General features: G+C 47.6%; 28 protein-coding genes. 10 read left to right on the forward strand and 18 right to left on the reverse strand.

The window, feature by feature from the left end:
• Nucleotides 1–22 precede the first annotated feature (22 nt).
• Entirely contained in the window at nucleotides 23–1,132 is a 1,110-nt protein-coding gene (ald, locus tag B1728_RS14055) for an alanine dehydrogenase (protein ID WP_079910853.1), read from the reverse strand.
• Nucleotides 1,133–1,246: 114 nt separating this feature from the next.
• Nucleotides 1,247–2,488, reverse strand: a complete 1,242-nt coding sequence (locus tag B1728_RS14060; protein ID WP_079910854.1) for a PucR family transcriptional regulator — start codon at nucleotides 2,486–2,488, stop codon at nucleotides 1,247–1,249.
• Nucleotides 2,489–2,678: 190 nt separating this feature from the next.
• Between B1728_RS14060 and B1728_RS14065 the strand changes: the two genes are divergently transcribed.
• Nucleotides 2,679–3,419: a metallophosphoesterase family protein gene (locus B1728_RS14065; RefSeq protein ID WP_079910855.1), complete on the forward strand. Its 741-nt coding sequence runs from the start codon at nucleotides 2,679–2,681 to the stop codon at nucleotides 3,417–3,419.
• A gap of 58 nt (nucleotides 3,420–3,477) precedes the next feature.
• Here B1728_RS14065 and B1728_RS14070 read toward each other — a convergent pair whose 3' ends face one another.
• Nucleotides 3,478–3,774, reverse strand: a complete 297-nt coding sequence (locus B1728_RS14070; RefSeq protein ID WP_079910856.1) for a hypothetical protein — start codon at nucleotides 3,772–3,774, stop codon at nucleotides 3,478–3,480.
• A gap of 409 nt (nucleotides 3,775–4,183) precedes the next feature.
• Here B1728_RS14070 and B1728_RS14075 point away from each other — a divergent pair, with 409 nt between their 5' ends.
• Nucleotides 4,184–4,624, forward strand: a complete 441-nt coding sequence (locus B1728_RS14075) for a MarR family winged helix-turn-helix transcriptional regulator (protein WP_079910857.1) — start codon at nucleotides 4,184–4,186, stop codon at nucleotides 4,622–4,624.
• 63 nt (nucleotides 4,625–4,687) lie between these two features.
• Nucleotides 4,688–5,941 carry an MFS transporter gene (locus B1728_RS14080; RefSeq protein WP_079911055.1) on the forward strand — a complete coding sequence of 418 codons (1,254 nt, stop codon included), beginning with the start codon at nucleotides 4,688–4,690 and terminating at the stop codon, nucleotides 5,939–5,941.
• A gap of 147 nt (nucleotides 5,942–6,088) precedes the next feature.
• Here the strand turns inward: B1728_RS14080 and B1728_RS14085 are convergent, their stop codons facing one another.
• The 3 genes from B1728_RS14085 to B1728_RS14095 form a co-directional block, all read right to left on the reverse strand.
• Nucleotides 6,089–7,606 (reverse strand): LysM peptidoglycan-binding domain-containing protein, encoded by a 1,518-nt coding sequence (locus B1728_RS14085; RefSeq protein WP_144027859.1) that lies wholly within the window; start codon nucleotides 7,604–7,606, stop codon nucleotides 6,089–6,091.
• 206 nt (nucleotides 7,607–7,812) lie between these two features.
• Nucleotides 7,813–8,808, reverse strand: a complete 996-nt coding sequence (locus tag B1728_RS14090) for a nucleotidyltransferase family protein (RefSeq protein ID WP_144027860.1) — start codon at nucleotides 8,806–8,808, stop codon at nucleotides 7,813–7,815.
• A 203-nt stretch (nucleotides 8,809–9,011) separates the two neighbouring features.
• Nucleotides 9,012–9,971 carry a D-2-hydroxyacid dehydrogenase family protein gene (locus B1728_RS14095; protein WP_079910859.1) on the reverse strand — a complete coding sequence of 320 codons (960 nt, stop codon included), beginning with the start codon at nucleotides 9,969–9,971 and terminating at the stop codon, nucleotides 9,012–9,014.
• Nucleotides 9,972–10,083: 112 nt separating this feature from the next.
• Between B1728_RS14095 and B1728_RS14100 the strand changes: the two genes are divergently transcribed.
• Complete coding sequence (locus tag B1728_RS14100) at nucleotides 10,084–10,551, forward strand: hypothetical protein (protein WP_256865348.1); 468 nt, start codon at nucleotides 10,084–10,086, stop codon at nucleotides 10,549–10,551.
• A 245-nt stretch (nucleotides 10,552–10,796) separates the two neighbouring features.
• Here the strand turns inward: B1728_RS14100 and B1728_RS14105 are convergent, their stop codons facing one another.
• Both B1728_RS14105 and spoVB read right to left on the reverse strand, forming a co-directional pair.
• A complete protein-coding gene (locus tag B1728_RS14105) occupies nucleotides 10,797–11,324 on the reverse strand; it encodes an ATP-binding protein (protein ID WP_256865349.1) in 528 nt (175 codons plus the stop codon).
• Nucleotides 11,325–11,522: 198 nt separating this feature from the next.
• Nucleotides 11,523–13,085 carry a stage V sporulation protein B gene (gene spoVB / locus B1728_RS14110; protein ID WP_079910861.1) on the reverse strand — a complete coding sequence of 521 codons (1,563 nt, stop codon included), beginning with the start codon at nucleotides 13,083–13,085 and terminating at the stop codon, nucleotides 11,523–11,525.
• A gap of 61 nt (nucleotides 13,086–13,146) precedes the next feature.
• On the opposite strand from spoVB, the gene B1728_RS14115 reads away from it, so the two are divergent.
• Nucleotides 13,147–13,515, forward strand: coding sequence for a CPBP family intramembrane glutamic endopeptidase (locus tag B1728_RS14115; RefSeq protein WP_079910862.1), 369 nt, complete (start codon nucleotides 13,147–13,149; stop codon nucleotides 13,513–13,515).
• On the opposite strand, the gene B1728_RS14120 is transcribed toward B1728_RS14115, so the two are convergent.
• A complete protein-coding gene (locus tag B1728_RS14120; RefSeq protein ID WP_079910863.1) occupies nucleotides 13,516–14,166 on the reverse strand; it encodes a Type 1 glutamine amidotransferase-like domain-containing protein in 651 nt (216 codons plus the stop codon). It abuts the gene before it with no gap.
• Between the two features lie 13 nt (nucleotides 14,167–14,179).
• Nucleotides 14,180–14,686, reverse strand: a complete 507-nt coding sequence (locus tag B1728_RS14125; protein ID WP_079910864.1) for a DUF6886 family protein — start codon at nucleotides 14,684–14,686, stop codon at nucleotides 14,180–14,182.
• A 209-nt stretch (nucleotides 14,687–14,895) separates the two neighbouring features.
• On the opposite strand from B1728_RS14125, the gene B1728_RS14130 reads away from it, so the two are divergent.
• The gene (locus B1728_RS14130) at nucleotides 14,896–15,942 is read left to right on the forward strand and encodes a ParB/RepB/Spo0J family partition protein (RefSeq protein ID WP_079910865.1); all 1,047 of its coding nucleotides are present in this window, start codon (nucleotides 14,896–14,898) and stop codon (nucleotides 15,940–15,942) included.
• Nucleotides 15,943–16,012: 70 nt separating this feature from the next.
• Here the strand turns inward: B1728_RS14130 and B1728_RS14135 are convergent, their stop codons facing one another.
• Together B1728_RS14135 and B1728_RS14140 are read right to left on the reverse strand one after the other, a co-directional pair.
• Nucleotides 16,013–17,296: a fibronectin type III domain-containing protein gene (locus B1728_RS14135; RefSeq protein ID WP_144027861.1), complete on the reverse strand. Its 1,284-nt coding sequence runs from the start codon at nucleotides 17,294–17,296 to the stop codon at nucleotides 16,013–16,015.
• A gap of 141 nt (nucleotides 17,297–17,437) precedes the next feature.
• A complete protein-coding gene (locus B1728_RS14140; RefSeq protein ID WP_079910867.1) occupies nucleotides 17,438–17,725 on the reverse strand; it encodes a hypothetical protein in 288 nt (95 codons plus the stop codon).
• Nucleotides 17,726–18,026: 301 nt separating this feature from the next.
• On the opposite strand from B1728_RS14140, the gene B1728_RS14145 reads away from it, so the two are divergent.
• Nucleotides 18,027–19,760, forward strand: coding sequence for a hypothetical protein (locus B1728_RS14145; RefSeq protein ID WP_079910868.1), 1,734 nt, complete (start codon nucleotides 18,027–18,029; stop codon nucleotides 19,758–19,760).
• Nucleotides 19,761–19,875: 115 nt separating this feature from the next.
• Nucleotides 19,876–20,349 carry a transcription elongation factor GreA gene (greA, locus tag B1728_RS14150; RefSeq protein ID WP_079910869.1) on the forward strand — a complete coding sequence of 158 codons (474 nt, stop codon included), beginning with the start codon at nucleotides 19,876–19,878 and terminating at the stop codon, nucleotides 20,347–20,349.
• A 57-nt stretch (nucleotides 20,350–20,406) separates the two neighbouring features.
• Here the strand turns inward: greA and B1728_RS14155 are convergent, their stop codons facing one another.
• Both B1728_RS14155 and B1728_RS14160 read right to left on the reverse strand, forming a co-directional pair.
• The gene (locus B1728_RS14155) at nucleotides 20,407–21,429 is read right to left on the reverse strand and encodes a phosphotransferase enzyme family protein (protein ID WP_179136012.1); all 1,023 of its coding nucleotides are present in this window, start codon (nucleotides 21,427–21,429) and stop codon (nucleotides 20,407–20,409) included.
• A gap of 315 nt (nucleotides 21,430–21,744) precedes the next feature.
• Complete coding sequence (locus B1728_RS14160) at nucleotides 21,745–22,326, reverse strand: GNAT family N-acetyltransferase (protein WP_079910871.1); 582 nt, start codon at nucleotides 22,324–22,326, stop codon at nucleotides 21,745–21,747.
• A gap of 180 nt (nucleotides 22,327–22,506) precedes the next feature.
• On the opposite strand from B1728_RS14160, the gene B1728_RS14165 reads away from it, so the two are divergent.
• Nucleotides 22,507–24,147 carry an RNA polymerase sigma factor gene (locus B1728_RS14165; protein ID WP_079910872.1) on the forward strand — a complete coding sequence of 547 codons (1,641 nt, stop codon included), beginning with the start codon at nucleotides 22,507–22,509 and terminating at the stop codon, nucleotides 24,145–24,147.
• A 72-nt stretch (nucleotides 24,148–24,219) separates the two neighbouring features.
• On the opposite strand, the gene B1728_RS14170 is transcribed toward B1728_RS14165, so the two are convergent.
• Nucleotides 24,220–24,411, reverse strand: coding sequence for a hypothetical protein (locus B1728_RS14170; RefSeq protein WP_079910873.1), 192 nt, complete (start codon nucleotides 24,409–24,411; stop codon nucleotides 24,220–24,222).
• A 152-nt stretch (nucleotides 24,412–24,563) separates the two neighbouring features.
• Here B1728_RS14170 and B1728_RS14175 point away from each other — a divergent pair, with 152 nt between their 5' ends.
• Nucleotides 24,564–25,574, forward strand: a complete 1,011-nt coding sequence (locus B1728_RS14175) for an aldose 1-epimerase (RefSeq protein ID WP_079910874.1) — start codon at nucleotides 24,564–24,566, stop codon at nucleotides 25,572–25,574.
• A 143-nt stretch (nucleotides 25,575–25,717) separates the two neighbouring features.
• Here B1728_RS14175 and B1728_RS14180 read toward each other — a convergent pair whose 3' ends face one another.
• Genes B1728_RS14180 through B1728_RS14190 form a run of 3 tightly spaced genes read right to left on the reverse strand, consistent with a single transcriptional unit; the run spans nucleotide 25,718 to nucleotide 26,824 of the window.
• Complete coding sequence (locus B1728_RS14180) at nucleotides 25,718–26,170, reverse strand: Hsp20/alpha crystallin family protein (RefSeq protein WP_079910875.1); 453 nt, start codon at nucleotides 26,168–26,170, stop codon at nucleotides 25,718–25,720.
• A 36-nt stretch (nucleotides 26,171–26,206) separates the two neighbouring features.
• Nucleotides 26,207–26,416 carry a spore germination protein gene (locus B1728_RS14185; RefSeq protein WP_079910876.1) on the reverse strand — a complete coding sequence of 70 codons (210 nt, stop codon included), beginning with the start codon at nucleotides 26,414–26,416 and terminating at the stop codon, nucleotides 26,207–26,209.
• A gap of 24 nt (nucleotides 26,417–26,440) precedes the next feature.
• Nucleotides 26,441–26,824, reverse strand: coding sequence for a spore germination protein GerPE (locus tag B1728_RS14190; protein WP_079910877.1), 384 nt, complete (start codon nucleotides 26,822–26,824; stop codon nucleotides 26,441–26,443).
• Nucleotides 26,825–26,838 lie beyond the last annotated feature (14 nt).

The raw sequence follows: 26,838 nt of genomic DNA on the forward strand, positions 1-26,838 counted from the left end.
AGTTCAGCAGCCCGCGTTCTGACTAAACCGCGCTTTCTACGGGAACGTAGTCGTATTGCAGGTCTCTGGCGACAGTCCGATGCGTGACGCAGCCTCCCATCACGTTGACTCCGCCCCCAAGCGCCGCATTATCGAGAATTGCCTGCTTGACGCCGTGATTGGCCATTTGCAGCACATAAGGAAGCGTTACGTTTGTCAGGGCAAACGTGGAGGTTCTCGGTACGGCGCCCGGCATATTGGCAACGGCATAATGCAGCACACCGTGCTTGATGTATACAGGATCGTCATGCGTCGTCGTCCGGTCGGCCGTTTCGACGATTCCGCCTTGGTCGATCGCTATATCGACAATGACCGAGCCCTGCCCCATCGATTTCACCATCTGTTCCGTGATAAGCTTGGGCGCCTTGGCTCCCGGGATCAGTACCGCACCGATAACCAGATCGGATTGCTCCACCGCTTCGGCAATATTGGCCGGGTTAGACATTAAGGTCTGAATTCGCGGACCGAAGATATCGTCCAAATACCGGAGACGCTCCGCATTCAAGTCGATAACCGTAACGTCCGCTCCTAAACCGACAGCGATTTGTACCGCATGAATGCCTGCCACGCCCCCGCCGACGACCGTGACTTTGCCCTTCTTGACCCCAGGCACTCCGCTTAGCAGGAGCCCTTTGCCGCCATGAGGCTTTTCCAAAAATTGCGCTCCGATTTGTGCCGACATCCTGCCTGCGATTTCGCTCATCGGCACCAGCAAAGGAAGCGTTCTCCCTGCCTGAACGGTTTCATAAGCGACCGCGGTTACCCCTTTAGCGACGAGCTCTCGGGCCAGATCCGGCACTGCAGCCAAATGCAGGTAAGTAAACAACGTCAGGTCCGGACGGAAATACCGGTATTCACCGGGCAGAGGCTCTTTGACCTTCAATACCATATCCGCAGCCCACACATCCTCCGCCTGATCCAACAATCTGGCTCCAGCCGCCATATAAGCCTCGTCGGAGATACCGCTTCCAATTCCGGCCCCTCTCTCTATCCAAACCTCATGGCCGCTGCCGACCAGCTCCGCAGCACCTGCAGGGGTTATGGCAACGCGATTCTCATTGTTTTTGATTTCCTTTGGAACGCCGATTTTCATGTTAAGTCCTCCCCAAATGTGTTTCTAATGAGGATTATAAAATGCTTAACAAGCTTTGGCTTTGTATAAAAATGAGAATTTTGGCCCTTCCTTTTGTATTCATCCAACAAATCGTTACTTCGAAAGCTTCATCAGCCGGAGATCCAGATACAAGGATACCTTGTGATCCATGTTCTTCATATCCATGCCGCCGATTTCCGTTATGCGCTTTAATCTATAGTTCAACGTGTTGATATGGATATGAAGCGCATCGGCCGTATCCTTCAGGCTGCTGTCGTGATGGAGAAATACCTCCAGCGTTTCAAGCAGGCAGCTGTTATGCTCGCGGTCATATTCCTGCAGCTTCAGAAGACTGCTATTAGTATATAAAGGTGTGCCGTCGGGATGAGTCATCACTGGAATATACCGGTAAAAGCCGAGGTCACGATGCTGATGAACTTCTCGGAGCGCGTCCGGAAAACGCCTCTTCAGCTCCAATACCTGTACCGCTTCCTGCCACGCTTTCTCCACCATGGTATAATCCTCATACTCGCCGCCACAGGCACCGTCGATGGGGGCAATGCCGAATCGTTCCCTCATCTGCCTCATAAATTCATCGATAAAGCCTATCATCGTCTTATCGGGATCAGATGCTCTACGGAAGTCCCTTCGGGATGTGAGCAGAACAAGCTGGACACCGTCAACAACATGAAGCACGATCCTGACGGATTGGGTGGTGGTGATCATGTATTGAATCCGCTGAAGCACGGACTCTGTAATTTCCTGTTCAAACTGAAACACCGTCACTTGAAATGAGGCCGGAAGCGAAATATGAAACAGCTTGGCCTGCTCCTTAATGGCCGGTGCCGATTTAAGATGGCCTGTCAGCAGCTGCCAGAATAAATTTTGCTGGCCTTCCTCTTCCTTCCGCTTTTGAATCTGAAGCTGCTGCATCAAATGTCTTGAGGCCTGCGCCGCACGTTTTAATAAAGCCAATTCCTGGGGGCCGAGCCGTTCGTTCTCTTCCATCACCCAGATGTAACCTAGAACCTCATTATGCTTGCGGATCGCAATCGCTATTCGACCCCCAAGTCCAACGTCATGCACAGCCTCAACCCTTACCGGGTCCTCACACTCCATCAGCTTCTGAATGACGCCATTTCTCCAGAGTGCGCTGATGACCTGCTCAGGCACCCGTCTCCCGACAATCGTCGCGATCCTTGCCTGATCGGTTTGCGGACTATGCGAGCTGTAGGCAATAAGCTGGTGATTGGCGTTCTCAATCGTAATCGGACATTGCAGCGTTTCACAAATCAAGTCCGCCAAGCTGGTAAAATTGTCGAAATGTCGGTCAAAAGGGTCTTTCTCCATAGGCATATGGCTGGTTGCTCCCCGAACTATGTAATAGAAAAATTCTTTCTCATTGTAAGGCACCTTCCCTTTTGTAATCAACTAGGAAGAAAAAATAGGTTGAGAACTAAAGAAACTGGCTTTATAGTTAATTTTTATAGAGGAATTTTAACTTCAGTGGTATGTCAGCCACCGCATATTGGAGAGGAGGGTCTCTTTGAACAGAACCCTGGTCATTAGCGATATTCACGGCTGCTACGAATCGTTTAATCTACTATTGCATACCGCCGGGTACGATGCGCAGAAGGATCAGCTCATACTTCTCGGGGACTTCGTCGACCGCGGTCCTAACAGCAGACAAGTCGTCGAACAAGTTATCGGCATGGTCCATGCGGGGCAAGCCGTAGCGCTTCGCGGGAACCACGATCAACGATTTCTTGAGATCATGGATGGAACAGCTTCAGAGCGTGCTGTCCAAAAATTTTTCGAGCACGGGGGTCACCAAACGCTGATCAGCTACTGCTCTGATACAGGCCTATGGAACAGAGATTATGACGTGACCCGACTGGGTCCGGTGAGGAACTTTATTCAACAAACCTATGGGCATCATCTCCATTTTTTGCGCCAGCTTCCTTATTATTACGAGGACGAGCATCATATTTATGCCCATGCGGGGATTAATCCGGAATATCCGGATTGGAAGAAACAGCCTTTGTTTGATTTCCTGTGGATTCGGGATCCGTTCTACAGCAGGCCTACTAATGCGGAAAAAACAGTCGTCTTCGGGCATACAAGAGCTGTCCAATTTCACGATTCGGCTCATATCTGGTACGGAGGAGACAAAATAGGCATAGACGGCGGCTGCGCTTATGGAATGCAGTTAAACTGTCTAGAAATTACGGGGGAGCGCAGCTACGCCGCTCACCATGTGGACGCAATTGAAAACAAGGCCAAATAAGACAAAGCCCCTGCCTGCAACGGCAAGGGCTTTGTTGCACCTATGATTATGGAATGGGTTACTTCATGCCGTTAACACTGGCAAAAAAAGCTCCAAAAATGAGAACGAAGAAAACAATATATATGGCAATACCGATAAGTGCCCACAGCAGGCTTGCTTTCGCATAATTAGCCTTGGAAGGATTTGCGCCGCCTCCAAAGGCCCATACGAACAGCATAATTAAGTTGACTACCGGGATGATCAAAAGCAAGATCGTCAGCATCCAATCCTTTACCGAAATAACCGGCGCCGCTTGTTGTTGGTATCCAGGTGCAGGATAACCGAGATTTTGATTCTGATTTACATTTGGTTCCACGTGATTTCCCCTTAAAAGCTTATTTTGAGCAGCAAAAAAAGCTCCCTTCCCTTATCAGGTCACAGTCGCTTTTCCTGTTTTTGATTCGCTCAATAGCTATATATTATGGGATAATGTGTAAAATCGCAACAACAATTTTCCATTTTTTACTCCCGCTTGTCCATTTATCGGCACTAACCCTGCCCGCGAAGGCAGGGTCCGTCCGCTTATTCCGGGTCACTGAGGCTGGTTGTTTTCTGTAATATGGCAGCACTTGAACCCAAATTTCAGGGTGATCCTCCTCCCGCTTATGACCGAACTGGAGGCGCCGCCAGCGCCGAATACAAAAAAGTTGCATTTACAACGATTCTATTAATCGTTATAATAGTGGCGCATGCAACTATCAATCGGGAATAGGAGTCTGCCGCAGATGGATCATAAAAGCACAATTCCCCGCTGGGTCTCTCTATTGTATCGATATGGCCATATGTATATCGGTGATCGTCTCAAGCACCTGGATATCGGCCGGGGGCAGCATATTTTTCTGAACACGCTGTACCGGGAGGATGGGCTCAGTCAGGAGGAAATCTCAAATCATCTTAAGATCGACAAAGGCACAACCGCCAAGGCTTTAAAAAAGCTGGAGGAGCAAGGCTACGTCGTGAGAAAAGTAAGAGAGGATGACAAGCGCTCCTATCAGGTTTTTTTAACGGAAAAGGCAATGCTTATCAAAGACGAAGTAAAGTCCGTCCTAACCGACTGGCGTAATCTTATATCCCAAGGCTTAACGGAGGAGGAGAAGCATATGGCGCTGGTTCTCTTGGAGAAGATGGGCACGAACGCAGCGCGAATTAATGAGACCGGGGATTGAACCAAAAGATCAACAAAGAGCGTGTGTCCGCCTATGACGCTAGGAAGGTGAACGAAATTGAACATGAAAGCGATGGGCCAGCGGGTCATTAACAACCATTTCCATGCCCTGACGCATCAAAATTACCGGTATTTCTGGTTCGGCCAATGTATTTCATTAATTGGCACCTGGATGCAAAACATAGGTCAATCGTGGCTTGTATTAACGTTAACCGGCTCGCCGTTATTGTTGGGGCTGGTCGGCAGCATTCAGTTTTTGCCTATTACCTGCTTTTCCTTATTTGCGGGTGCCCTCATAGACAAATTTCCTAAGAAGCAGATTCTTCTTGTTACGCAGACGGTCTCCATGATCTTGGCCTTCGTCTTGGCTATTCTGGTGTTTACCGACACGGTTCAGTACGGCTATGTGCTGATTATCGCTTTTATATTGGGTCTGACCAATACCTTCGATATGCCGACCCGACAATCGTTCAACATTGAAATCGTCGGCAAGGAAGATTTGATGAATGCCATCGCATTGAACTCGACTACGTTTAATCTGGCGCGTATTCTTGGACCGTCTATCGGAGCTGCCATGATGGCCCTGCTTGGACCTGCCTGGTGCTTTTTATTGAACGGACTCAGCTTTATCGCCGTCCTGTACGGGCTGCTGCGTATTAAAACAACCCCTTATGTTCGCCAGAAGAAAAAGGATGTCAGCATTTTCAAGGAAATCAAAGACGGTATGGTGTACATAGCGAGAGATAAACGCCTGGCACAAACGCTCCTACTCGTAACGGTTATCGGTACGTTCGCGTATAATTTTGCCATCCTGATTCCTGTCTTCACAAAAGGCGTACTGCATATGGAGGAACGAACCTATGGAATGCTGATGTCCTGTCTCGGGGTCGGTTCGCTTATCGGGGCTTTAACCGTATCGCTGCGAAGCAAGAGCGGACCCAAGATGAAGGTGATCGCTGCCGCTTCCATCCTTATCGGAATTTTCCTGTGCATTACCGGATGGACGAGCTCTCCTTATTTGACCGGATTGTTCCTGGCGTGTACGGGCGTGTGTAATATTTTGTTCGCGACCAACTGCAACTCTTCATTGCAGATTCATTCCAAGGACGAATACAGGGCCCGTGTCATGAGCGTGTACTCCCTGGTCTTTGCCGGGTCTACACCGGTAGGCAATCTATTCGCGGGCTACATGGCCGACCGGTTCGGAGCGGATGGGGCTTTCATCGCCTGCGGTCTCCTGTGCTTGATCCCTTGTGCGATTATTTTATTCCTGTTTCGTAAAAAGAAGTCAGAGCAGACGGAGCTCCCCGCCGCATAGAACAAAAAAAGCTGTCCTCTCATCTTCAGGATGAAGAGAACAGCTTTTTTTGTTAGGCGGCTTCCTTCGGACAGATGACAAGCTCGAAGGTACAGCCTTCTTTGTTCCGACGGTCTCCCACTTCTCGCGTTAAGATGTCGATCGCGATTATGTGACGCTCTTTCGGATCACGAAGTGATCCCTCATCATAGTCCAGATAGCCGGGTCTTCCATCCCCAGCCTCCACAGAGCGATACCGCGAATGCCCAGCTGGTTCGCAAGATCCATCTTTGCCTGGATGCTGGCTGCATTCTCGAACCATACTTCATGCTGGTTGCCCGACTCGTCGGTGTAAGCGAACATAGGCGTCTGGGTCTTTTCGTCAAAAATGACCTCTTTGTTGTATTTCTTCGCTAAATCCATAGCCATCTGGTAAGTAGCATACGTATTGCGATTGGTCGTCAGGTTGAAGTCGAAGCCAAATACGGATACGGCCGCCGTGATTTTACTGGCAGGCATTTTGGTTAACGCATAGTTGACTACGGTTCTCATCCATCCGATGGAAACGACAGGGCCAGGTCCGCTCCCCGGCCAGCCATGCTCGTTATAAAGCATCAGCACCAGCTCATCGACCACTTCACCGAGGACGGAATAATTAAACGGCGCGGAGAACGGATTGGTAGGCTCATCCGACGTTCTTGAAGGCACATCGACGGAATAATAGTAGCCTCTCTCCTTCAATGCGGCGCCCAGCTCCCGGTAAAAGGCGGACAGCTTCTCCCTGTCCTCGTAATGGACATCTTCAAAATCGATATTGACCCCGTCAAAGTTGTAGGTTTGAATCAGCTGGATAATGCTCGATATAAACGCAGAACGGTTTTCCCGGGTAGCCAGCATGCCGCGAATCACATCTTTATTGACATTCTGATTTCCGCGTTCATACAGCAAATTGTGGACCGTCGGCATCATCTTGACATTATGACGGTGCCCGAAGCTGACGACACCCTTCATATATTCATCGGTGAAGGTAGCCGGGAACTTTTCAATCTCCGTAGGATTTTGCCTATTGATTCGGAAATGAAACATACCTACATTGGACAAATGGGCCGTTTGGGCGGTGAACACCTCGTGCGAGCTTGGAAGCGTCGGCCCCTCCTCTTCGGTATAGAAACCGAATACCTCCTGTACCGGGCGCCGTCCGTCATGCGGGACTATAGTAACCTGGTGCCGGCTTACCCAGCCCAGTCGTCCGTTATAGATACGAACCTGCACCCATTCCCCGATAATTCCGGTGACGGGAAGGCGGGCTCCTCTGACCATTTGTGTCAGGACGGGAGCTTGAGCGCTGGCATGGGCCCGTATATCAGCCGTACTTGTTCTCACAATGACTTCCGTATAAATGGGAATTCGTAAGGTTTGACCGACATGCAGGCTTGTGGATGTGAGCGAGTTTAACCGCATAATGGCCTCAACGGTTGTATTGAACATTTTGGCAATACGGTGGAGCGTATCGTGGGCCTTCACAACATAAGTAACAGGGCCGGAAACAGGTATGGATAGCTGCTGCCCTATCTGAAGCGCGGGTGATGTTAACCGGTTCGCCTTCATCAACGCATCTACCGTAACTCCATACCGCTGGGCAATCAAATACAACGTATCTCCTTGCTGAACCACATAAGTAATCACTGGGTATGCTCCTTTATGCAACTTGTTATCCTTATGTTATTCAGAACGCCCATAAGTTGAGATCAATTCCGGAGATTTTTACAAAAATAATTAGATGGACGACACCGAAGCAGTGAGCTCTCCCATTGTCAGATATAGACGGTACAAGCAAAAAGGCGTTTGCTCTCAACCAATCAAGGTCAGTAAAGCAATCGCCTTTTTCTCTTCTATACAGCGTGCGGCTGCAGGTCTCCCCTGGCTTCCTCAAACATCAGGATCCACTGCTTCACATCATCCAAAGTCATGGTATCCATGTCCAGGAAATGGTACAGCTCGGGAAACTGTCGTGCAAAATCCGGCCGATCGTAAAAATCCTCGGGATAGCTCTCATGTCCGTGCATTCGGTGGACGCAATATTTATAGACGTACACAATACTTTGATGATGCCCCCATTCCAGATTGCCATCCACTGCGTTTTTTAGAAAGGCGGAGGTATTGCTGCCCCAGGACGTGTCTGATAATTGGAAAATATCCCGCTGAGCATTCTGCAGAGCGTCTTTATGCGTTTTCCTTGGATTTTCCAGCCCAAAGACCTGGATAAAAGCGTCGTACAGCTTGGTATTCCCTATGACTTGCGAATTTTTATGTAAAAAGTATATCGTTCGGTTCTGGCTCCTCGGAAGTATGTGATGATGCCAATAAACGGCTAGCAGCAGAAAATTCAAGCCGACTCGCAAATGAGCCGCTGCGGTTCTGTAATTGCCCCGGGCAACCTGTTCCCGAGCCTTGTCCAGCTTGGCATCGGCCTGTTTCAAGGCTTCTTTCTCTTTAAATTTCGTACTATGCTCGTGAAATAAATAGGAATCATACCGTTTTTTGAATGCATTCAGAAGCTGTTCGGGATCGTGTAAGATTTTGCATTTGTATATTTGAATCGGGAATCCCAGTATGGACCTATCCGGTTCACCGGACTGCTCCGTAAATTCCTTCATCCGGCTTTTGGTAATTTGAATGATTTCTACTCCCATGGAGTCCATATAGTTAAAATGCTGAAGCTCCTCGATACGCCGCTCCACAACTAGGCACAGCTCCAGATCAGAATGCTTCCACATCTGCCCTCTTCCAATACTTCCTCCCAAGGCAACACCCGCGACTCCCGTATGACTGCAAAAAGGCTCCGCTATCCGATAGGCTTTCTCCAACATTTGACGTTTCCAATGCACGATGGACTACACCTTCCTTAGAGTATGGGTTGCATATCCTGCCATCAAAATCTAATGCACAAGATAGGTATATACCTCGATGTTGTCTGTCAAAGAAGAAGTTAGACGGCATATATTGCCATTATATCGGACTGTCCCGTCATGTCGATATCAAATTTATGCTTCGTATAAAAGTATTTTCCACTAAAGCTTGACTCCTATCCTTATTGTAAGGTACGGATAGGCGAGCCGTTCAAAAATGCATGGATATCTTCCACCGCATCGCGATAAAAAATCCGGTAATTCCCCTCAGATACGTACCCTAGGTGAGGTGTAGTCAAAATATGGGGAAGCGTTCTGAAAATATGATCCTTCGGCAGCGGCTCAATATCGTAAACATCTACTCCCGCCCCGGCAATCCAGTGGTTTTGCAGCGCTTCAATAAGTGCCTGCTGATCGACTATGACCGCACGGGACGTGTTGATCAAATACGACGTCGGTTTCATCCGGCGCAGCTCCTCGGCCCCTATCAGACCTCTGGTACGGTCGCTCAGCACAAGATGAACAGAAACAAAATCGCTCGTTTCCAGCAGCTCTTCCTTTGAGCCGGTAAGCCGGACGCCGCACTCCTCTGCCCGCTCCTGCGTCAGATTCTGGCTCCAGGCAGCCACTTCCATACCGAAGGCTTGACCGATGCGCGCCACTCGGCTCCCGATTTTACCAAGGCCGAGCAATCCCAGTCTCTTGCCGCCCAGATCCGCCCCTATCGTGCTCTGCCACGGGCCATTGGTCCGAAGGGCGTTATATTCCTGGGGAATATGTCTTGCCAGCCCTAAGATCAAGGCCCATGTCAGCTCGGTTGTCGGCTCCGGCTTGCCTGCCGTTCCGCAGACGACGACGCCATGGGAAGCGGCGGCCGCCAGATCAATAGAGGCATTTCGCATTCCTGTTGTCACGAGCAGCTTCAGCTGGGGGAGCCGGGCAAATAACGATTTGGGGAAAGGCGTACGTTCCCGCATGATCACGACAATATCATAGTCCCGAATAGCCTCGGCTACCTCATCCTCATGGCTCATATGCTCCGTGAAGACGGTCAATTCCACTTTATCCTGAAGGGAAGACCAATCCGCCAGGTCCAAAGCCGCGTTCTGATAGTCATCCAATATCGCACAGCGAAGCTTCATCTGTCTATTCCTCCTCCAAAACGATTTAAAAAATTCATGCTGCCAGTTACACTGGATAAGCAGGCAGGTTTATACTATTGGAATAGTATACAACAAAACGGGGGTGAAAGCTTTGGCAGGTATATATCGTCTCTGTGCCGCCAGTTTGCTTATAACGTTTACCGGATTTTATATGGTAGAGCATTTATTTACGATACGGCCGGAGCGGATATCCGGCAACGGAAACCTTGGACTGCTCGTCATTATGATACTATTTCCCTTTCTAGTAGTCAGTTTGGTTCTTACCTTTGCATCAGCAAGAAGGATAGGGAAAACCACCCCTCTCCGTCTCAAATTCATCCTGCCGATTACTGTCACTGTCATTGCCATATTGCTTGGCTGCATCCTCTATAACGTCGTGGAGCTCATCCATGCACTTGGAGGGACGCCCGACAATCCGAAATCGAGAATCTACCGCTATGGTTGGTTTAATCAGTATACGAACAGCTTCTATTTCAATACGTATACTTTTTTACTCGTCCATACATTAAGCTGCTCTGCCGGACTGCTGTCAGTTATTGGGAAACGCGAAGATCTTTGATGTTATCTCCAGAAAGGAAGACCAAACAGCAACTAGACGAGGCTTGCCCCGTATGCCTTGGGTTTCTTTCAAAAATTATAATAGGGCGGCCTGCTTTTCATAAAATCAAAGTTAGACTTTTTCATAATCGCCCTCCTTCTATCAAAACTCCTAATAACATATTCCTTATCACCCTCCAATTCCCTTCCATTTCCAATCACAACTGCCCATTAATGAAAAAAGCTGCCGAAGCAGCCTCCTATCTACTAACTCCTGGAAGAATGAACTTGCACCTTTAAACCGGGATACCCCTGCGTCAATTCAAGAGCCCCATTTTCCAGTCGGTTCCTGTCAAAAGGTTGATTGAACCGCTCAGCTTGCACCTCCAGCGTGACACTTGTTCCCGTTTCCTTCGTCGAACCAATAGGGATTACACCTGATTGCGGAATACCATCCATATAATCCTGCCTGTAGATGGTTCCCTCTCTGCGAATTTCAACAAATAATCTGTGGGACAAGGCATTGACGGCGGCGGCGCTAATTTCTGTATTAGCGTTCGGCAAGCTGGTCGAGCTTAAGTCTGAACCTGCATTTCCGGTCAATACCGTTTGGACATTAAGCTCATCGCTTACAGGTATCCCTCTCCCGTTATCGGACAGGGTAACCATAGTCCCGCTATGCAGATAAATATCGACTTCCGTACAATATCCAGCCTGATGCTCCAAGATGCTGTTGTCCAGCAGCGCCCACACCAGAGTGTGAGGATCGTACTGATTACGGTTATCTTGAGTCACAAGAATCGCCTCCAGATTATTTATTTACGTAATTATTGTATTACGTAATTAGATAATATCATTCGTCGATTATTTTGTAAATATATCCAAAATATAACATCCCCACAAAGTGGGACCAAGGCTTCAAAGCTTATTCGTGTTGAGTTTTTGCGGCAAAAAAGAAACCCCGATCCGCTAAGGAATCGGGGATAATTTGAACTACAATTTCGTAAAAAAGCCTTTCACAGAACCGCTTCGATCCGTTATTTTTAAAGTATTCGTAGCCATAAGGGATAATAAGTACATCAGCAGCGAGGCGAGAATAGACCCGGTAACGACCCACGCAAGCGGATAACCGGCATGGTTCATAAATACATAAACCGCTTGGCCCCCAATCGCCATAATCGTTAAGCAAAGGGCCGTTTTAAGGTAATGGCGCACGTCCAGCGAAATGCCGATAAACGTAGATATCGACAAAAAGTTCAGCATGGTTATAATGCATATGCCGAAATTGATGCCAGTAGCAACGCCGTAAATCCCCCATTCCGAACCGAAAATATACATCGCTATCGCTTGAAGCAAGGTGCTCATGATGAAGTTCCACATGACGGTCTTCACTTTACCGATACCCAGCAGGACAGCGTGAAACGGCTCCTCAAAATAATGCAGCAGAAAAAATGGAGCCAACAGCTTCAGAAGATTCCCTGCTTCCGGGGCATGATACATGACCGTCGTTAACGGAATTGCCCACATATACAGCACCAGGGTGCAGGGTGCCCCAATCATGAAGGCAAGACGAATCGCTTGGTCAATCCGCTGGTGTATCAGCTTGCGGTTATAGGTTGCATAAGCTTCACTAATGGAGGGCATTAGGGCTGCAGATAAGGAATGCATGATGAATGTAGGAAACATCAACAGCGGAAAAGCATACCCTGCCAGCAGTCCGTACTGCTTGGTCGCAAGCGCTGTACCCACCCCTGCCACGGCCAGGCTTTTGATAACTAATGCAGGCTTGATCGCTCTGTAGATCGAATGGATAAAGCCTTGTCCTGTCGTCGGAAGACCAATATGCAGGAGCTCATAGACGGTTTCCTTTTTACTTGGCATGGCATGAGAGGATTCCGGCTGATTTCTGCGGATTTTCTTTTTATGCAGGGAGTACATAATGATTAAGTAAATCAATCCCCCGCCCTCGCCAAGCACGGTACAGATTACAGCTCCGGCCGCGGCATATTCAATGCCATAAGGCAGCAGCATCTGGATAATCCCTACCAGCAGGGTAATATGGACGATATTTTCGATTACATCAGAGATCGCTATCGGCTTCATGTTCTGTTTGCCGCGAAAATATCCCTTCAGAACGGACGATATGGCCACGAGAGGAGTGATCGGAATAATCGCAAGCATCGCATAATAGGCCCGTTGATCAGCCAGTATCCAGGAAGCGATGGGCTTGGCGCCAAAGACGCTGCCGAGCGTCAGTACCACACTTAGCGTTACCGTCAAGGTTAACGATACTTGCAAAATTCTTTTGATCTTCGCCTCATCATCCCGAGCCTCCGCCTCAGCAACCAGCTTGGAAATGGCGACAGGCAGCCCAAGACTGGTCAATGTGATCATCATTGGGACAAGCGGATGTGCCATCATCAATAAACCGATACCTTCCGGTCCTAAATAACGCGCTAAAATGATGCTGTTCAAAAAACCGAGTATTCGCGTAATGAATGCCGCCGCCGTGAGAATGAACGTACCCCGTACAAAAGAAGAGTCTTGTTTATCCATGTCGCCTTCCTCTCCATATCTCTATACTTAAAGTTATATATATTCGATAGGGAGGGCTTGTATGCGAACAAGCCGTCAGGAATGGCAATTAGGCTTGAACATAGGCGATACCTTGGGGCTGGTCATCGTTCTTACCCTAGTTAATCCTATTTTGGAGGAATGGTATTGGCGGGGGTTTCTATTGCAAAAGCTGCATGGCAAGAAGAGTGCCACTTGGATTTCCTCCTTATTTTACAGTCTGTATCATGGCATTGTACTTCTGCCTCTATTCGAACTTCCTTTTTCACTGCTTTCCTGTATTCCCGTATTTGCTGCCGGTATGATCTGGGGCTGGATGTCCTCCAAATATCGCAGCTTGTGCGGCTCCATTCTTTCCCATGCTATGGCCGACGCGGGTATTATGGTACTCTATTTCCAAATAGTTCTATGATTAGGACACCTCCGTAGAACGAATATAGCTTGCCATGCCGTCCTGAATCACAAGCGCATCGCCATCCTCTATTCTGACATAAGTCCTGCCTCGGCTTAGCTCCAGCTGCTGTAAGCTTTGTTCAAAATCCGGATTATCCGCAATAAACCGGTTATAATGAGGGACTACCGCACAACGGGTTAATCCGACCGCATCGTAATCCGTTAGCTCCTCCAAATCCATATTCTCATAGCCGATGATACGGTTCAGCTCGTTCACATGCTCCAATGTATCTGCAAGCACCATAGCACCGGCACTGACGCCTACGATAAGGTTGCCCTGGTCCGCCAGTTGTCTTATTAGGCCCATCGCATTTCGACGCTTCATTTGGAGCAGGAGGTAGAACGGGTTTCCGCCGTTAAGATGAATAACGTCATATTCCCGGAGGATCTGAGGATCGTCAAACTCAATATCTACGAGCTCGCAGCTGGATAGGCCTAATTGCAGGAGGCGAGCCTGATCGTTTAAAGCAGTTTGACTTTGATGCTTTTTGGAGGATGCCGTCGTGACGATGCAGGATTTCAGTTTAGATGGAGGGGCATCGAGTATGGACAGGATCTGCCTTTCAATGGCGCTGCTGCTGATTCCGTCTGAAGTTAATATAAGCTTCATGCTTCTCTCCTTTCTACCCCTTGGCGTACTTCATGCGAATCATAGAAAAATTCACCGTCGATTGGAGAACTGCTTCACGTAACGATAGTAGTGATGGAGTGATTCTTAATTCAATCCCAGCCCTACCTATTTCGGTTAGTAAATCCCCTACAGGCTCAACAGAAACGGGAGATACCTCCTGCAATGATGTATAATACCCGGCATTGGCGTCATACAGCTTGAAATCACGGTCATGAAAAGAATATCGATAAAGCTTGGTGTCTCGCATAGCTTCTAGCCATTCTGTCTCTATGGCCATCATCCGCGGTACCGACGACTGTCCAAAGAACCGATGCTTATCCTCATCAGACGTGCCCGTATCCGCCCAAATACATACCCTGGGACAGTTTCTCGGAAAATAGTAATGAGCCGCGTGAAACCCATCTATTGCCCATACTTGGGCCGGCTCCTCCGGACGGTATTCTAATGTTCTCGGCACAAAGCTGCGGATGTCCGGTTCTTCACTGAAATGATACAGCATTCCAGGCGTCCTCCTGTCGGTTTTCCTGAGAGTTTCACAAAAATCATATGGTATTTTTCGGAAAAAGTATAGACTATTTGTTTATCTCTTGATAAAGTTAGATGTACTGTACTGCTAATCCCTTGCGAATGCTAACGTACATGCCCATTATAAACCGCCATGAGCTCTGGTGGTTTTTCTATATTATATGAAAGGACAAGATGACTTCGATGGACATCATTGAAATTCCGACTCATTTGATAGATGAAGATACGGATCAACCCAGATACCAATTCGATGAAGATGCGCTGCAGGAATTAATGAAAAGCATTGAGGAGCTGGGACTTCTTTCTCCCATTAAGGTCAGAAGCATTAAGGATGGCCGATATAAGATCATTTACGGCAACCGTCGCTACAAGGCGTGCAAAATGCTCGGCCGCCCCTCCATCCCGTGCATCGTCTCCGACATTACGGATGAAACGGAGATCTATCTGGAGCAAATTGCGGAAAACTTGACCAGGGAAGGGTTCTCTCCGATCGAAGAAGCGGAAGCCTTTCATAAGCTGCTTAACGATCCTAAATTCAGCAGCTCAACCAAATTTTTATCCAGCCGGCTCGGCAAACCGGAGGCCTACATAAAAAATAAATGTGAACTGCTTAAATTCAGCAATGCCGTCAAAAAAATCATTGTCGCAGGCACCGAAATTAGAAAGGACCGGCTGACGGAGGATCAGCTGCTCCCCCTCAAGGATTTGCCTTTGGAGCATCGCGATTCCCTAGCTTTGATCGTAGCCCGGGATGAGATGCCGGTCAGCGACGTGAAGAAGATCGCCCGATTATTCAAGGATAAAACGATCTCGGCAAATACGAAGGACAAGCTTTTATACAAATCCGGCCATGAGCTGCTGGAAACCTGGTCAACATTCGAGGCGAATAAAGCGGAACGCGCCAAAAAGGCGGAGCCCAGAGAGCCGAAAGAAACCGTGAAAAAGGAAATACCGGTCATGTCCGAGCAGGAACCGATTGTAGCATCTCTAGCTCCATCGGCAACAGCTGCTCCCGCCAAAGCTCCTATTGAAGGCAAGCTTCAGCGTCTGCTGGATTTTCTTCCGGCCCATGCCCCGCAGTCTGCCGATCTTAAGAACCTTCAGGAAGAGGACAAAGAGATTTTAACCCGTGATATGGAAAAACTGATTGAGCAGCTGGAACAGCAGCTGGCCGAATGGAAAAGCTTAAAGGACAGCGTGAAATCTGTTACAGAGCCTGTAACTTCCTAAGGAAATAGATTCTCTAATATAAAAAGAAGATGGAGACAATTGGTCCATCTTCTTTTTCTTCTAACAGCTTTTAATTCTTCTTAACTATTTTATCAGCAACATACTGTATATCTTTCTTATCAATAACCCCGTCGTTGTTTAAATCAAATAATGGATCATATAAAGGGTTGCCCATACGGACATCATTATAATGCGAAATGATAACAAGATCACTAAGATTGACTTGTCCATCTCGATTAAAATCAAGATCCCCGACATGTATACTGAAACTTACTGGATTCAACATTGTGAGTTGACCTTTCGAATCGGAGATTTGTGATTCTGTGGACAGGGATAAGGATCCATTGCCGTTGCGCAAAGCATTCAGTTTAACGGTCACCAGCTTAATATTTCCGTATTTACCCTGTACATTTCCTAACAATACTCCGGTTAGGTCGAAGTGAGCTGCCCCTGGTTCATTTCTTCCTACTATTGCATCAACATTTTCGGATCCAAACTCGGAATGAAGTTCAATTTGCTCTATTTCAAACATGTTTGGATCGTAATCTAATTTCAATAAAAATCCATATAAATCTACTGCATCTTTCACACCAATGTTTACATCAAACGTAGATCCTGCCTGAATAAATTCTCCGTTAGTCTCAAAATAAGCTTCTGGCGAAGTGGAAATTACATCAGGTACCTTATAAATAATTGCTAGACCATGGTTGGTTATATTTCCAGCATAATCCATAGCCTTAACCTCAAACCGAATAATGCTATTTGGAACTAGATTGTATATATTATACGACGTTATACTACTGTCCAAAGTTGCGTAATGAGCACCATCACTGTAAATCAAATATTGCTTTACACCGACATTATCATGAGCCGGATCCCAAGACAGCTTTATACTCTTGTAGCTAGCTTCTGTAACCGTTAATTTTGCACCTGGGTTCCAGTAAGGCGGAGTCGTATCAAAGTATACTCCTGTCGTTACTGTCGTCGTTGGGTTGTTGATACTATTCCCCCACTCATTATTTGCCTCAACCATAAACCGATATGATCCGCCTGGAGAAAGACCATCAACATGATATTTATAAACATTACCACTAACCGTATCTATCCGGTTACCATCCTTATATATATTATAATGATTAATTTCATATAAACTAACCGCATGCTGCCATTGAAGATCTGCACTCGTATAAGTTGAATTAGTTACGGTAAGTACATTGTCAGACGGCCACATAGGAACAGTTGCATCATAGTAAATAAAATAACGGCTTAAATCCTCATAGCGGACGTTTGCTGTCTCCTCTTTATTTGTAGTTGAATGTCTAATTGTATATTGGTTTCCATGATAGTCTTGCAAAGTAATGTAATCTAATATATATACTCCCTTACTATCAGCAGAGTCAAAGCGAATAGTACCTGAAAACTGGCCCTGGTCATTTCGAAAAAGGCTAAAGTTCTTATTATAGTAACGGGTGCTATTAATGGGTTTATATCCACCCTATACATAAATTTGTTCAGACTCGTCATATACATCCGCTGTAATAGTCACGCTCTCATCTGCTTTTGCAGTGATGCTAGATATATTTAGCGATTTTAAAATAGGCGGCGTAACATCCGCTGCTATAGTAACTGGTTGATCCGGAGAGGCCTGATTCGAAGATAGCTGGAGCGAATTAAATGTAGGACGATCATTGTCACCCGCTTGTGCTTGGGCAAAGGAAGCAAATAGGAATAACGATAAGAACATGATGAAAACTGCAATAAGACTTTTTGAATAACATTTCATTATACACAACACATCCCTTTTTAGTTTTGTTACTACTCACGCAGTTCTACCCGGGTAAACTTCATGAACCACGTTACATGGATAATAATTACAATTAAAATTGTACAGAACATATGTTCGTATGTCAATATATGAAATCTCTTACAATTTTCTAGTTTTTCATTCAAGTTGCTCTTCGCCCGGACATCAAGTATATTGAAATTGTTGGCAATTTTTCATGATTCATTTCAAAGATAATGACCGCTGGAACGGAACTTTATTAGCAGCCAGAAGATAAAGCGGCGTCCTGGAGGTAGATTCTATGATTGTTTTGAAAAGCAAACGTTGGCATGTACTCGTCCTGCTCATTTTCATCCTCTCCCTCACCGTTCTGAACAGTCCGGTAAGCCTTTCTGCCGGTAACGAAGCTGCGTCAGCGTGGGTAACCTACGGACCGGATGGAAAACTGGTTTATAAAAAAGATGAATCCGGTAACCGCATCATGGACTTTTCCACTGCTGGTTATATGGGAGGCGGCGTTGCAATCCCTGAAGTCCCAGTCGTCAAAACTATCCAGCCATCCGGCGGCGACGATACGACCGCCATTCAAAATGCGATCAACGAAGTGTCGGCCATGCCCCTTAAAGACGGATTCCGCGGGGCGCTTTTGCTTGGTCCGGGGACTTTTATCACAACCAAGCAAATCAATATTAAGACAAGCGGCGTCGTTGTTCGCGGCAGCGGGTCCGGTGATGGCGGGACCGTCATTCAAATGAACGGAACCCCTTTTCTGCTGTTCAACCTAGCTGGAACCGGCACCCATACATCTGGCGTAAGCACGAATATTGCGGACTCCTTTGTTCCTTCGGGAACCGATACCGTAACGGTCAGCAGCGCCTCCGGCTTCAAAGAAGGGGATAATGTGCTGATCAGCCGTACGGCCACCAAGGACTGGATTCAATTTATGGGAATGGATGCATTAGTCAGAGACGGGAAGGCACAGACCTGGATCGCTCCCGGCAGCAAAATGACAACAGACCGGGTTATCAAATCGATATCGGGCAATAAATTGACATTCGACGCCCCGTTGACCGACTCTTTCGACTCCAAATATTTGGGCAGCCCGGTAGGGACTGTCGCCAAATATACGTTTCCCGGCAGAATATCGCAGGTTGGACTGGAAAATGTTAAAATCCAGGCTCCGGCTGCCGTGGAAAGATACAGGGCCGTCTATATGAACGCAATTATCGACTCCTGGGTAAGGAATGTCATCATCCAAGACGGTACGGATAATTTTACGGTCGATAAGGCCTCCAAACGGATTACGGTAGATAATGTGGCAGTGAATCATACGGTCTCCTCTACCGACTCGGCTGCGCCTGCAAGCTTTACGTGCACGGGAACGCAAATATTGTTCAACAAGAGCCAGGCTAATGATTTCCAGAACAAAGGCAAAGGCTCCTGGGCGTTCGTCACGCAAAATCAAGGGACTGGCCCCATCGTCATTTTGAATTTTACGTCCACGGAGAAAAACGGAATAGCCCCCCATCAGCGATGGACGACAGGCATTCTGGTAGATAACAGCCGTTTTACCAATCCTGGCAATGATGCCGAGGGCATTGTATTTATGAATCGAACGACAGCAGGCTCCGGGCACGGCTGGCCTATGGGCTGGTCCGTCGCCTGGAATGTGGAGGCCCCGCAAATTCTCGTGTCCCAGGCTCCCGGAACAATGAACTGGTGCATCGGCTGTGTCGGGAAAAAGATGTCCTCCAAGGAGCCCGAGGGCCAGTATGATTCCTGGGGAGCCAAGGTCAATCCGGAGAGCTTGTACCTTGCGCAGCTGAAAGAACGCCTTGGAGCGGAGGCGCTGACGAATATTGGTTATTCAGCTGCGGTCGCTAAGGCGGCAGAAACAGATACGCCGGCAAAGCCTGCAGAAAATCCGTTAAAAGGACAGCTCTGGTGGATGTTATCCGGACTTGGGTTTATCGCGGCTGTTATTGGATGGGCGATTTATTCCATATTCCGGAAGGATCATTCGCGTTCTGCATGAAAAAAAAGCCGTTGAGACGCCTTCGGAAAAAATTCCGGTTTCATTTTCGCATCCTGAAGTGAAATAGTGTACAATGCAATAAAGAGAATGATTTAGAACAATAGGAGATGCTTGGATGGCACATGAAGAAATTATTTTAACACCAGACGGACTGGCCAAATTAGAGCAAGAGCTCGAGGAGCTCAAAACTGTAAAACGAAAAGAGCTTGCCAGCCGCATCAAAACCGCGATCAGCTATGGTGACCTGAAGGAAAACAGCGAGTACCATTCCGCCAAGGAAGAGCAGTCGCACATGGAAACAAGAATTCTCACCATAGAGAAGATGCTCAAAAGAGCGCGTGTTGTAGATAAAGTGGATACGTCCTCTGTCAATGTTGGTTCCGTTGTCGTCCTGCTGGACGTGGAGTTCGCCGAGAAAATCGAATACAAAATTGTAGGCCCGTCCGAAGCCGACGTTGCTGATAATAAAATATCCTACGAAAGTCCAATGGGCGCCGCGCTCATGGGCAAATCCGTAGGAGATACAATTATTGTCAATGCTCCTGTGGGTGACATCAAATACGAGCTGCTGGAGATTAGAGCTGAATAAGACCGGAGGCTTCTCCCAAACAAACATAAGAGGCATGCCCATTCGCATGCCTCTTCCTTATTTCACCATGATTCCTTCAGGCCCCAACCAGGTATCCAGATGGTCCCAATGTTCGGTCAGCCAGAGCATTTCCTCGGCGAACCGTTTGGGCGGTACGCTGAACATATCCATGTTTGTTTTGAGCCACCAATGCGCTTCCCGGCACCATAATAATTGCATAGATAATGATAACCGTCCCGGAGCAAACGGACTTTCCTCTCGATAGCCCTTCAAGAACGCCGCCGTCGGCCCAATCTGAAGCTGACCGTCACGTAACGCGCCGGATAGGATCACTCTCGCAACATCGACCTCCGGATACCCCCATTGTACCGTATCGAAGTCGACCAAACGAATGTCACCGTCTGCTCCAATCAGCATATTATCGACCCATAAATCCCAATGGGCCCAGCCCGGTACCAATGTATCAAATATCGATAGATCCAGCTGGTGCAATAACTCCCCCTGTCGTTCAAGAGCCCGCTTCAGCCGCGTCGGCAAAGACGGCAGCTCCATGGATTGATCCATTTGTATTTGCCATTTCTCCTGCATAGTAGTGAGTACAGGTCTCCACGGGGCCCCTTGTTCCGGATATTGAGATAAGACGGCATGCATTCGCCCTGAAGCCTGTCCCAGCCGATACATCATATTAGCGTCCAAACAGCCGGCACGGGGAGGGGTCCCATCAAAATGCTCCATCACGACATAAAAATAGCCCGAGTCCGATTGTATAATCATTTCCCCGTTATGCATCATTACATCAGGACATACATTTGCCCTTTCATGCAACAAACGTTGGAAGGACAGGGATCTGGCGATGGATATTTTATGCTTGGGCTCGTCAAGCCGGTATCGTTTGGGGTGGTAGCATTTGACGAACAGCTCATTGTCTGGAGTGTTGACCACCCACTTCCAATTGGACAGCCCCCTATAAACAGCGCTATAGCCGCATACCTCGATATTCCATTCACGGCTCAAATGGGCGAAAACATCCTCCCTGGCCAAGGATTCTTCTATTGCAAGTGCCTCTGTTGGATTCTTCAAAGCCATTCCCCTTCCGCGAGACTTCTTTTTGCAAGGACCATAAATGAAATTACTGTTCTCCTCATCAACATTCCCCAATAAATTCCATATTTCAAGAAGTATTCGTTAAAGGAACTCCTAAATCCTTCATCAATCCCTTTACAAAAAAAGAGACCCGCATCAACGGGATGCGAGCCTTAAGGTTATATATATTAAAAAGGGGGTCTTGAGTACATTATAGACCTTGAACATTAAATCCAGGTAAAAAACAGATTACAAAATGATTACAAAATTATACCATTCAGCTGGACGCTGCAAACCTTCCTTTTCTCCTTATCATCTCAAGTAGCTCTCCAGCTTCAGCTTGATTTGAGGCCATTCTTCCTCCAATATGCTGTACACGCAGGTATCGCGTATATAACCATCGTTCAATATCCGGTTCCGCCGCAGCTCTCCCTCCTTGGTTGCTCCCAGCCTTTGAATCGCTTGGTTGGACCGGGCGTTTCGCTTATCTGCACAAAATTGCACACGTACGGCGTGCAAATCCTCGAAGGCGTGCCTCAGCAGCAAATATTTGCACTCCGTGTTGATGCGCGTCCTCCATACGGACGGATGGTACCATGTCCAACCGATTTCCAGGCTGCGATGAGCCGGGGCGATTTGGATATAGCGTGTAGAGCCGACGAGCCTTCCTGTTTCTTGATCCCGTACGACAAAGGGAAGCTCTCCCCCTTTTTCCTGTTCGGCCAAAGCCTTTTCTATCCATTTGCGTGTGTCCTCTATAGAATCAATTTTCTCTGGAAGATAGGTCCAGATATCCGGATGCGCCGCGGCCGCAAACAATTCCTCGGCGTGGTCTTTGTTTAATGGAAGTAACTGGGCCCGAACTCCAGTAAGCTCTACTGATTGTACATTCATAGGAATCCCCTGCTTTCGACGTTTACTTTTGCATAAGCCTCATATTAAGCTAGGAGGGACAAGGAAATAAAGTGCCAATTTCCCCTTTTTCTATTAGTCCACTGCATTTTTTCAAGAGGATTCCAACCTTTTCCGATATAGAGACACTATCTTAATGACCGGTCATAAAGGAGGTTAAGAATGAGCGCTCATTCGACCGAAACGACGTCGGATATCCTCCGGCAGTACGCCAAACCCATATTCGGATTCGCCCTGAATCGAACGCACAATCGGGAGGAAGCCGAGGATTTGGCTCAAGACATTTTGCTCCAGCTTGTCAAATCTATTTCATCTGGCATCAGGATTGATCAGCTTGACTCCTACATTTGGACCGTTGCGAAATATACCTGGTTTCATTGGCTGAAAAAACGCAGCGGCCAGCCGGTGAGCCTGGAAATGAACGGATTCTTGGATGAGTTGTCCTGTTCCGGGCCGCAGCCGGTCGATCAGCTGATCAACAATGAGCACTATCAAATGCTGCGCCGTGAGCTCGCCTACCTGTCCAGCATACAGAGACAAGTTGTAGTCAAGTACTACTACGAAGGCCTCAAGCAGCAGGAAATTGCCGTCTCCCTAGGCATTCCATTAGGAACGGTGAAGTGGCATCTCCATGATGCCAAGAAGGAAATCAAGAAGGGAATGAATCGCATGCGCCCAAGCGGACAGTTGAGCTTCAACCCCATTCAATTAACAGGTACAGGTCACAGCGGTCAACCGGGTAAGCTGGGAGAAACCTTTGACTTTTTGAAAAGAAGCTTGACCCAAAATATCGTTTACGCTATGTATCACAAGCCCATGAGCGTTCATGAGCTTGCCGTAGAGCTCGGCACGCCTGCCCATTTTATTGAGGATGAGGTACGTTATTTGGAGGAGTACGGATTCGTGACGGAAGCCGGTTCGAACAAGTACAGGACCGATTTTATTATTTGGGATTACACGCGGGAGCAACTTCAAGCCATCCACGAGCTCTATAATGCTAGTGCAGCGCAGCTCGCCGATCTCCACTATGAAGCGTTGATGGATGTTCGCAAGGATATCGAAGCGACTTCATTGTATTATCCCGATAGGGATTACGAATTTCTTCTCTGGACCTTGCTGCCCAAGGATATAGAAAGGCAAGGCTCTTCCATTCTCTCCATGGCGCCGGAGGGAAAACTTATCCTTCCCGTTCGTAAAGACGGCGGACGATATATCGCATACGCTCAGTTGAAGCAAGAACCCTTAGAGGACCTCGGCTTCGAGCCCGGCAAATACGCCTTTAATGGTGCCATGACACGCAATGGGGGCGGGAGCTTATCCCTCTGGCAGTTTGATACGCATTGGAGTGACCGTCCGGGCTGGAGAAGTCTGACATTCAAGGATGCACAGCTATGTCACGCCTTTATGAAAGGAGAGCTTCCCGATAAGAAAGCCCATGAGGAGGATTATGCTTTTCTTCTCTCCAAGCAATATTTGCTTAAAACCGAAGACGAAGGATATAAGCTGAACTTGGTTTGGGTCGATGAGCCTCAAACCTGGCAAACGGTCCTCTCCCTGATCCCGGATCTGGCTTCCGCTTATACTCCGGTCGTTAGTAAGCTGTATGAGCAGCTGCTTAATATAGCCATGTCCAGTCAGCCTAAGCATCTGGAAGCCCAGATCGCTTATATGATACGTCTGAATGCGGCCGGCGGCAAATGGATTCCTTATATGCTAAATGAGCTGATCGACCGTAACAAGCTGAACCCGCCGCTTCCGCATCAAAGGAAAACCGTCACAACATTAATGGGCCTGTTGAAGTAGAATGGCCCTTACATGTACGAAATAAATCACGCAAGCCGGTCCTCCTGGGTAACCGGCTTGTTTGTCTGTCTGCTATTTCGTATCCGCTGAGGGATATTCCGCCTTTAATTCCTCTAACGTAAGAAACCTTGGTGTCTCAAAAACAAACTTGGCTGGAGCTTTATCCGTTTTATCCTTCACAATATGCCCATAAAACTTACCGTCTTTCACGAAAACAACCATCGTACGGCCTGGCTCATTGGCCAATGGATACTTTTCAACCATGGATTCGTCACCTCGATAAGGTAATTCGTGAGAATCGTCGCCTATTCCTCTTTTTACCAAATGTTTGATTCTTTTTTAACTATATCCATTCTACTTCTCTGCTCCTTATGGTATTCTGGGAAGAGATTCTACATAGAAAACAGGAGGCAGTTATGGAACCAATACAATCCAAAGCTTATGAGGCGACATATCAGGGGGAACGCGCAGTATTCTTGGCGTATGGTCCCTATGAAGCTATTATTTTACCCGAGATCGGCGGGAATTGCATTGCCTTTCGCGATACCGTAAACCAATACCGTTTTTTGCATGAGCCTGCACCGGAGGAAATGGCTGCTTTCAAGGAAAAACCGATCATTCACGGAATACCCGTCCTGTTTCCTCCGAACCGGTATGAGGACGGCAAATTTCCATGGAATGGAAAACGCTATGAGTTTCCTGTCAATGAACCGAGCACAGGCAATCATCTTCACGGATTTTTGCACAATATCCCTTGGGAAGTGGAGCAATTCCATGCAGATCCTTATGCTAGCCGAATCACTCTGGTACAGAAGGTTGATACGAACCATCCGGTCTATCGCTACTTCCCTCATGAATTTACAATCAAGCTCAGCTATACCGTGAACGAGTTGGGCCTGCACCAGCATATTCTCGTTCGTAACGACGGACACGAGTCCATGCCTTGCCTGTTAGCATTCCATACCTCCATCAATGCGCCGTTCGCCGCCAACAGTCAGGCATCGGATTATCGCTTTACACTGACCACCGGACGCCGCTGGGCTCTGAATGATCGCATGCTGCCAACCGGTCAATATCAGCCGTTGACGGCCGACGAAGAGCTTATGAGAACAACGGGGATCTCTCCTTTTTTTGAGGCGATGGACAACCATTACACGTCCCAGCCCCGCAACGGGCGCAACCGGATGGAGCTGACCGATACCCGCAATCAAGTTACTCTTGTATATGATGTAGGTACGTCGTTCAAGCACTGGATGATTTGGAATAACAACGCGACGGAGGGCTTCTTCTGTCCGGAGCCGCAGATCAATCTCGTGAATGCTCCTTCGTTTTCCCTCCCATCCGAAGACATCGGCTTGATTTCCTTGAATCCTGGGGAGATTTGGGAGGAAACGGGACGTTTATACTGCATTCCGCAGCAAAAGTAAGTACAGGCTCTTTAAATATAAGGCCTGTCCCGTACTTAGCCGAGTGGGTCAGACCCTTTTTGCGTAGGGTTCCAGTTCTTTACTAAGTTGCGGCAAAAAGAGGCAGGGGAATGGTGTCCTCTGCCCTTTCTTTCACTCTCCTGTTACGGAAACTCAATGGTTGCTTGATAGAACGGCTCTTCCTTTCCCAGCTTGCGAAGCAGCAGCTGCAGAGCCCCTTCCTTGTAAACGGCTTTACAGCTCGCCGGATCCACAGGATGCGGGAGACGAAACCATTGGATTTCCCGGTTATCCTTGCTTTCAAGCTTGATCTGATGGTTCGCCGTAAAAACCTTCAGCTTCTGGGCTTCAGTCCTATCGGGGATTTTTATTTTAAACAGCAGATGTTCAACCGTCTCCATAATTTCGGTATCATAACGCTTGGCATTGGAAGCGGATTGCATGTCGGGCACGTTGTCCTTCAATACCTGACGTACATAATCCTCAATCCAATTGGTCTTCTTGGATATATCGGAATTTTGCGGTAAGATGCCTTGAAAGTACTTCTCAAATTCATTCCAGTCAAATTGTGAAAAGGGATGATTCCTCGGATCCATAGTTGCCTACCCCCTCATTGGCTGACAGTTCATGACTTACGGTACAGTAGGCTGGTCGATTAAAGCCGCATTCAATACATTATTGACATTCGGACCGTTCAACGTATTGACGATATTTCCCGTATTGCTTCCGCCCTGACCTGAAACCGATTTTGTACTGGATACAGGTACAATACTCAAAGTATCTCCAAAATTGACCGTCCCGCTGTTCGTATTAATATTGACGGACTGTACAATGGATGGCAAAGCAATTCCCCCTTCCAAAAAGGTTTAAGTCGCAGCAGGTCTTTCTCTCAGTAAATGCCGAATATGCTTGATCCGTGACTGGGCGATCAAATTATCGCTTGAACCGATATGAGCAATAGAAGAAGAGTTCACCAAAAACATGTTGATCCTGTCTACGCGAATGTTAGGCGATACATTGGTTCGCTTCATAGACAAGCTTTCATGAATAACAGGATCCAATAACGGCCGGGAGAATAAGCTGTAATCGGAGAATCGAAATTCATTCTGGATAAAGATTGCCTGCTCCCTCTGCACTGCAATCGTATAGTTAAACGGGGTAAGCTTCTCGGAATCGCCTACCTCCAGAACGGTCGAGGTCCCAAGTGTGTTGAGCTTCATATAACCAACAGTTGTTACTCTATAGTCCATGCTACCCCTCCTCA

The organism is Paenibacillus sp. 32352 (assembly GCF_002042965.1).
Lineage (GTDB): Bacteria > Bacillota > Bacilli > Paenibacillales > NBRC-103111 > Paenibacillus_S > Paenibacillus_S vulneris.

Excerpts from the sequence above, each read along its gene's own strand:
- ald (WP_079910853.1), bottom strand. The coding sequence starts at position 1,132 with ATGAAAATCGGCGTTCCAAAGGAAATCAAAAACAATGAGAATCGCGTT.
- B1728_RS14060 (WP_079910854.1), bottom strand. The coding sequence starts at position 2,488 with ATGCCTATGGAGAAAGACCCTTTTGACCGACATTTCGACAATTTTACC.
- B1728_RS14075 (WP_079910857.1), top strand. The coding sequence starts at position 4,184 with ATGGATCATAAAAGCACAATTCCCCGCTGGGTCTCTCTATTGTATCGA.
- B1728_RS14080 (WP_079911055.1), top strand. The coding sequence starts at position 4,688 with ATGAAAGCGATGGGCCAGCGGGTCATTAACAACCATTTCCATGCCCTG.
- B1728_RS14095 (WP_079910859.1), bottom strand. The coding sequence starts at position 9,971 with ATGAAGCTTCGCTGTGCGATATTGGATGACTATCAGAACGCGGCTTTG.
- spoVB (WP_079910861.1), bottom strand. The coding sequence starts at position 13,085 with ATGGATAAACAAGACTCTTCTTTTGTACGGGGTACGTTCATTCTCACG.
- B1728_RS14115 (WP_079910862.1), top strand. The coding sequence starts at position 13,147 with ATGCGAACAAGCCGTCAGGAATGGCAATTAGGCTTGAACATAGGCGAT.
- B1728_RS14120 (WP_079910863.1), bottom strand. The coding sequence starts at position 14,166 with ATGAAGCTTATATTAACTTCAGACGGAATCAGCAGCAGCGCCATTGAA.
- B1728_RS14125 (WP_079910864.1), bottom strand. The coding sequence starts at position 14,686 with ATGCTGTATCATTTCAGTGAAGAACCGGACATCCGCAGCTTTGTGCCG.
- B1728_RS14130 (WP_079910865.1), top strand. The coding sequence starts at position 14,896 with ATGGACATCATTGAAATTCCGACTCATTTGATAGATGAAGATACGGAT.
- B1728_RS14140 (WP_079910867.1), bottom strand. The coding sequence starts at position 17,725 with ATGAAATGTTATTCAAAAAGTCTTATTGCAGTTTTCATCATGTTCTTA.
- B1728_RS14145 (WP_079910868.1), top strand. The coding sequence starts at position 18,027 with ATGATTGTTTTGAAAAGCAAACGTTGGCATGTACTCGTCCTGCTCATT.
- greA (WP_079910869.1), top strand. The coding sequence starts at position 19,876 with ATGGCACATGAAGAAATTATTTTAACACCAGACGGACTGGCCAAATTA.
- B1728_RS14160 (WP_079910871.1), bottom strand. The coding sequence starts at position 22,326 with ATGAATGTACAATCAGTAGAGCTTACTGGAGTTCGGGCCCAGTTACTT.
- B1728_RS14165 (WP_079910872.1), top strand. The coding sequence starts at position 22,507 with ATGAGCGCTCATTCGACCGAAACGACGTCGGATATCCTCCGGCAGTAC.
- B1728_RS14170 (WP_079910873.1), bottom strand. The coding sequence starts at position 24,411 with ATGGTTGAAAAGTATCCATTGGCCAATGAGCCAGGCCGTACGATGGTT.
- B1728_RS14175 (WP_079910874.1), top strand. The coding sequence starts at position 24,564 with ATGGAACCAATACAATCCAAAGCTTATGAGGCGACATATCAGGGGGAA.
- B1728_RS14180 (WP_079910875.1), bottom strand. The coding sequence starts at position 26,170 with ATGGATCCGAGGAATCATCCCTTTTCACAATTTGACTGGAATGAATTT.
- B1728_RS14190 (WP_079910877.1), bottom strand. The coding sequence starts at position 26,824 with ATGGACTATAGAGTAACAACTGTTGGTTATATGAAGCTCAACACACTT.